Genomic DNA, 6,465 nt, shown 5'->3' on the forward strand with positions numbered 1-6,465 from the left:
AAGGAGGAGGCCGTCGCCGCCAGGCGTCGGCCGGGGGACATTTGCACAGGGGCCTACCGGCCGCGGCGGGGCTCTGAACGCTCGCGACGGCCCTGATCGAAGTTCGTGAGCCAAGCAAAAAAAACGGGCCCGAAGGCCCGTTTTTTTTTTCAAGGAGTGACGACCAACGGTATGCCCGCCCAGTGGCGGGCCCCCTTCGGGCCGTCGGCAAGCGACGTTGACAACGGCTTTGCCGTTGTCTGCGTCACCTACCCGATCATTCGGCCGAGGCGCCTTCGCCTTCCTCGACGGCCTTCATCGACAGGCGGATACGGCCCTGCTTGTCGACTTCCAGCACCTTGACCTTGACCACGTCGCCTTCCTTCAGCTTGTCGCCGACCTTCTCGACGCGCTCGCTGGAGATCTGCGAGACGTGGACCAGGCCGTCCTTGCCCGGCAGGATGGTCACGAACGCACCGAAGTCCATGATCTTGGCGACCTTGCCTTCGTAGATGCGGCCCGGCTCGACGTCCGAGGTGATCTGCTCGATGCGGGCCTTGGCGGCCTGCGCGGCAATGGCGTTGACCGAGGCGATGACGATGGTGCCGTCATCCTGGATGTCGATCTGGGTGCCGGTTTCCTTGGTGATGGCCTGGATGGTGGAACCACCCTTGCCGATCACTTCGCGGATCTTGTCCGGGTGGATCTTGATGGTCAGCAGGCGCGGCGCATAGTCCGACAGCTCCTGGCGCGGAGCGGTCAGGCCGTGGGCCATTTCACCCAGGATGTGCAGACGGCCAGCCTTGGCCTGCTGCAGTGCCTGCTTCATGATCTCTTCGGTGATGCCTTCGATCTTGATGTCCATCTGCAGGGCGGAGATGCCCTCAGCGGTACCGGCCACCTTGAAGTCCATGTCGCCCAGGTGGTCTTCGTCACCCAGGATGTCGGACAGGACGACGAAGCGATCGCCTTCCTTGACCAGGCCCATGGCGATACCGGCCACCGGCGACTTCACCGGCACGCCGGCGTCCATCAGGGCCAGCGAGGAGCCGCAGACCGAGGCCATCGACGAGGAGCCGTTGGATTCGGTGATTTCCGAGACGACGCGGATGGTGTACGGGAAGGCTTCCAGCGACGGCATCACTGCCAGCACGCCGCGCTTGGCGAGGCGGCCGTGGCCGATTTCGCGACGCTTCGGGCCCATCATGCGGCCGGTCTCGCCCACCGAGTACGGGGGGAAGTTGTAATGGAACAGGAAGTTGTCCTTGTACTCGCCCGAGACGGCGTCGATCACCTGGCCGTCGCGTGCGGTGCCCAGGGTGATGGTGACGATGGCCTGGGTTTCACCACGGGTGAACAGCGAGGAACCGTGCACGCGCGGCAGGATGCCGGTCTGCACGGCGATCGGGCGGACGGTGTCCAGCGCGCGGCCGTCGATGCGGACCTTGGTGTCCAGCACCGAGTTGCGCATGGTGCTGTATTCCAGCTCGCCGAATTCCTTCGACAGCTCGGCCGGGTTCCAGCCGTCGGCGGCAACGCGGCCGGCCAGGGCTTCGGTCACGTCCTTCTTGATCGCCGAGATGGCGTCGCGGCGCTGCAGCTTGTCGCGCACCTGGAAGGCTTCGCCCAGACGCGGGCCGATGGCTTCCTGCAGGGCGCTGATCAGCGCGTCGTTCTTGGCCGGGGCGACCCAGGTCGACGGCTTGGTGCCGGCTTCCACGGTCAGCTCGTTGATGGCGTTGATGACCTTCTGCATTTCGCGGTGACCGAAGGTCACGGCGCCCAGCATCACGTCTTCGGACAGCAGCGCGGCTTCGGACTCGACCATCAACACGGCGTTGGAGGTACCGGCAACCACCAGCTCCAGCTCCGAATCCTTCAGTTCGGTCACGGTCGGGTTGAGGATGTACTCACCGTTCTTGTAACCGACCTTGGCGGCGGCGATCGGGCCCTTGAACGGGGTGCCGGCCAGCGACAGCGCGGCCGAGGCACCGATCAGGGCCGGGATGTCACCGTCGATGTCCGGGTTCAGCGACATCACGGTGGCGATGATCTGCACTTCGTTCTTGTAGTCTTCCGGGAACAGCGGACGGATCGGGCGATCGATCAGACGCGAGATCAGCGTCTCCTTCTCGGTCGCACGGCCTTCGCGCTTGAAGAAGCCACCCGGGATACGGCCACCGGCGTAGAACTTCTCCTGGTAATCACAGGTCAGCGGGAAGAAGTCCTGGCCCTCACGCGCGCTCTTGGCAGCCACGGCGGAGACCAGCAGCACGGTGTCGTCGAACTTGACGATGACGGCGCCACCGGCCTGACGGGCGATTTCGCCGGTTTCAAGCGTGACGGTGTGCTTGCCGTACTGGAAGGTTTTGGTGATTTTTGCCACGGGGGATTCCTTGGGGAGATGCTGTCTTCGAATGGACCGCAGGCGACCCTTGCCGCCGACGGGTGACCGGAAGTCCGGTCCAGGCGATGTAATGCGGTACTGCAAAAGCAAAACCGCGGCGCATTCCTGCGCCGCGGTCGGGAGTCCTGCTTAGCGACGCAGGCCGAGCTTTTCGATCAGGGCCTTGTAGCGCACGCCGTCCTTCTTCTTCAGGTAGTCCAGCAGGCTGCGGCGGCGGTTGACCATCTGCAGCAGGCCACGACGGCTGTGGTGATCTTTCTTGTGGGCCTTGAAGTGGCCGGTCAGCAGCTCGATGCGGGCGGTCAGCAGGGCGACCTGCACTTCCGGGGAGCCGGTATCGGCGGCGCTGCGCTTGTTGTCTTCAATGACCTTCTGGGTGTCGATCGACATTGCTTTCTTCTCAATAGATGCGTGGCCCGCAGAAACGTCCCATTGACGTACCGCGCGACTCGCCGTTAACGAAATGATGAACCCGCAGGTGCGGGGAAGCCTGAAAAGGCCGCGAAATTGTAACGGTCGCAGCCCCCCGGAACAAGCGCCGGGTACGCCAGGGTCAGAGGTTGAAGCGCCGCTGCGGGGACAGCCGGCCGTTCCCGTCGACCTCGCCCAGGCCCTGGATCAGGGCATCCGGCCCATGCACGGCCACCGTTCCCTCGCCCCAGGCAGGGTCGCGCAGGCGCTGGCCCAGGCAGAAGCGGCGTGCCTGTTCAGCATCCAGCTCGATGCGCGGATAGTGCGCCAGCCCGGCGGCCAGCGGCAGCAGCAGGGCCTCCATGGCCGGCTCGTCGCCCTGCCCGGCCAGGTCGCGCAGGGTGTCCAGGGTCACCATCGGGGCGTCCCGGAACGGGTCCACCCACAGGCGGCGCAGTCCGGCGATGTGGGCGCCACAGCCCAGGGATTCCCCCAGGTCGCGGGCCAGGCTGCGGATATAGGTGCCTGAACCGCAGGTCACCCGTAGCGACAGGCGGGTCGGCTGCTGGTCCAGCACCTCGATGGCATGGACCTCGACATCGCGCTCGGGGGCCTCGATGGTTTCGCCGCGGCGCGCCTTCAGGTACAGCGGCTCGCCGCCCTGCTTGAGCGCGGAATAGATTGGTGCGCGCTGTCGTATCCGGCCCGTCAAGGGCGCCAGGGCGGCGTCGAGCTGGTCGCGACTGATCGCCGGCACCGGGCGTTCCAGCAGCGTGCTGCCGTCGGAATCGTCGGTATCGGTGGTCAGGCCCAGCACCACCTCGGCGTCATAGGCCTTGGCCGAACCCAGCAGCAGGCCGGCGATCTTGGTGGCTTCGCCGAAGCACAGCGGCAGCAGGCCGGTGGCCAGCGGGTCCAGGCTGCCGGTGTGGCCGCCCTTCTCGGCCCGGAACAGGCGGCGGGCCACCTGCAGCGCGGCGTTGGAGCTCATGCCGGCGGGTTTGTCGAGCAGGAGGATGCCGTCCAGCCGACGGAAAGTGATTCGGGTCATTCGGATTCGCCGGAGGTTACCGCGCAGCCAGGCAGGGCCTGGCTCTACCGGTTCTTATTCGGGTTTGTTGTCGCTGTCGTCGCCGTCTTCGGCTTCGCGGCTCTTTTCAGCCGCCAGGGTGTCGGGCAGCTCGCGCAGGAGGTTGTCGATGCGCTCGCCACGGTCGACCGAGTCGTCGTAGTGGAAGTGCAGCTCCGGGACGTGGCGCAGCTTCATGGCCTTGGCCAGTTCCATGCGCAGGCCCCAGGCAATTTCCTTCAGCCCCTTCATCGCCTCTTCCGACCGTTCCGGCATCAGGGCGGTGACGAAGATCTTGGCGTGGGCCATGTCGCGGGTGATTTCCACGTCGGACACACTCACCGACGGCAGCCCGTGTTCACGCACGGCGTTGTGCACGAGCGTACCCAGTTCACGGCGGATCTGGGCGGAAACACGGTCGGTTCGATGGAAAGTTTTTGGCACGGGGAACTCTTCAATATTCGGATGGGCGGGTCACGACCAACGGTCGTGACCTACCGGGTGGGACCCGCACCAGGCGGTCGGGCCCCGGAAAGCTGGTAGGGCCCGACCGTTGGTCGGGCCGCTTCCACATTACAGGGTACGCGGCACTTCGATACGCTCGAAGCACTCGATCTGGTCGCCCGGCTTCACGTCGTTGTAAGCCTTCACGCCGATACCGCATTCGGTACCGTTGCGGACTTCGTCGACGTTCTCCTTGAAGCGACGCAGCGATTCCAGCTCGCCTTCGAACACCACCACGCTGTCGCGCAGGACGCGGATCGGCTTGCTGCGCTTGACCGTGCCTTCGATGACCATACAGCCGGCCACCGCACCGAACTTGGAGCTGCGGAACACGTCGCGGACCTGGGCGATACCGATGATCTCTTCGCGGATCTCAACGCCGAGCAGACCGGAGGCCACCTGCTTCACCTGGTCGATCACGTCATAGATGATCGAGAAGTAACGCAGGTCAACGCCGTTGGATTCAATGATGCGGCGCGCCGAAGCGTCCGCACGCACGTTGAAGCCGATCACCGTGGCCTTGGAGGCAACGGCCGAGTTGGCATCCGATTCGGTGATGCCGCCCACGCCGGAGTGGATCACGTTGATGCGGATGTCGTCGTTGGACAGACCCACCAGGGCCTGGCTCAGCGCCTGCACCGAACCCTGCACGTCGGCCTTGATCACCAGGTTCAGCACCTGCTGGCCATTGCCCTTGCCCAGGGTCGCCATGATGTCTTCCATGCGGCTGCCGGCAGACTGCACCATGCGCGATTCACGGCGCTTGGTTTCGCGCTGCTGCGCGACGTCCTTGGCCAGGCGCTCGTCCTCGACCACGACGAAGTCGTCGCCCGCGTCCGGCACGCCGGACAGACCCAGCACCTGCACCGGAATCGACGGACCGGCGTGGTCGGGCTGCTTGCCGGTTTCGTCGAACAGCGCGCGCACGCGGCCGTACTGGATGCCGCAGACCAGGTAGTCGCCCTTCTTCAGCTGACCCTGCTGGACCAGCACGGTGGCGATTGGGCCACGGCCCTTGTCCAGCGAGGATTCGATGACCACGCCGCTCGCGCGGCCTTCGGCCACGGCCTTCAGTTCCAGCAGTTCGGCCTGGATCGAAATGGCGTCCAGCAGGTTGTCGATGCCCATGCCAGCCTTGGCCGAGATCTCCACCATCTGGATGTCGCCACCGAAGTCTTCGGCCACGACCTGCTCGGTGAGCAGTTCGTTCTTGACCCGCATCGGGTCGGCACCGGACTTGTCCATCTTGTTGATCGCCACGATCAGCGGCACGCCGGCGGAACGGGCGTGCTGGATGGCTTCCTTGGTCTGCGGCATGACGCCGTCGTCGGCCGCCACCACCAGCACCACGATGTCGGTCAGCTTGGCACCGCGGGCACGCATCGAGGTGAACGCGGCGTGGCCCGGGGTATCCAGGAAGCTGATCACGCCCTTGGGCGTTTCAACGTGGTACGCACCGATGTGCTGGGTGATGCCGCCGGCTTCGCCGGTGGCGACCTTGGTGCGGCGGATGTAATCCAGCAGCGAGGTCTTGCCGTGGTCGACGTGGCCCATGATGGTCACCACCGGCGGACGCGCAACGGCTTCGCCCTGCTCGCCTTCGTTCAGCGCCAGCAGCGCGTCTTCGGCGTCGTTGGTGTTGGCACGGGTCACGTTGTGGCCGAGTTCTTCGGTCACCAGCGCGGCGGTGTCGTGATCGATGGTCTGGGTGATGGTGGCCATCACGCCCATCTTGAACAGCGCCTTGACCACGTCGCCGCCCTTCAGGGCCAGCTTCTGGGCCAGGTCGGCCACGGTGATGGTGTCGCCGATGGTGACGTCACGCACGATCGGGGCGACCGGACGCTCGAAACCATGGGCACCGCCGCCGCTGCGCGACTGGTTGCTGTCGCGACGACCGGGCTGCGCACGCCCACCCGGACGACCGCGCGTGTTGCTGTTGTTGCCACGACGGGCACGGTCGGCAGCCGACAGGTGCAGCTGGCCGGCGAAGCGGTTGCCACCGTCATCGTCGCGCTTGGCCGCACCGCGGTTGTTGTTCGAGTTGCGGTCGTCGCCACGCGCGGCCGGACGCGCCGGGGCCGGAGCGGACGGA

General features: G+C 65.8%; 5 protein-coding genes. All 5 read right to left on the bottom strand.

What is annotated here, in order from left to right; all coding sequences use genetic code 11:
• Window positions 1-256: 256 nt before the first annotated feature.
• Window positions 257-2,365 (bottom strand): polyribonucleotide nucleotidyltransferase, encoded by a 2,109-nt coding sequence (gene pnp, locus RWO33_RS18355; RefSeq protein WP_145479945.1) that lies wholly within the window; start codon window positions 2,363-2,365, stop codon window positions 257-259.
• Window positions 2,366-2,515: 150 nt separating this feature from the next.
• The gene (gene rpsO / locus RWO33_RS18360) at window positions 2,516-2,776 is read right to left on the bottom strand and encodes a 30S ribosomal protein S15 (RefSeq protein ID WP_145479943.1); all 261 of its coding nucleotides are present in this window, start codon (window positions 2,774-2,776) and stop codon (window positions 2,516-2,518) included.
• 163 nt (window positions 2,777-2,939) lie between these two features.
• The gene (truB, locus tag RWO33_RS18365; protein ID WP_314106665.1) at window positions 2,940-3,848 is read right to left on the bottom strand and encodes a tRNA pseudouridine(55) synthase TruB; all 909 of its coding nucleotides are present in this window, start codon (window positions 3,846-3,848) and stop codon (window positions 2,940-2,942) included.
• A gap of 54 nt (window positions 3,849-3,902) precedes the next feature.
• Window positions 3,903-4,310, bottom strand: coding sequence for a 30S ribosome-binding factor RbfA (gene rbfA, locus RWO33_RS18370; RefSeq protein WP_314106667.1), 408 nt, complete (start codon window positions 4,308-4,310; stop codon window positions 3,903-3,905).
• 129 nt (window positions 4,311-4,439) lie between these two features.
• On the bottom strand, window positions 4,440-6,465 hold a 2,026-nt coding region (gene infB / locus RWO33_RS18375; protein WP_314106669.1), incomplete at its 5' end, for a translation initiation factor IF-2.

The sequence above is a fragment of the uncultured Stenotrophomonas sp. genome (assembly GCF_963519925.1).
Lineage (GTDB): Bacteria > Pseudomonadota > Gammaproteobacteria > Xanthomonadales > Xanthomonadaceae > Stenotrophomonas > Stenotrophomonas maltophilia_AE.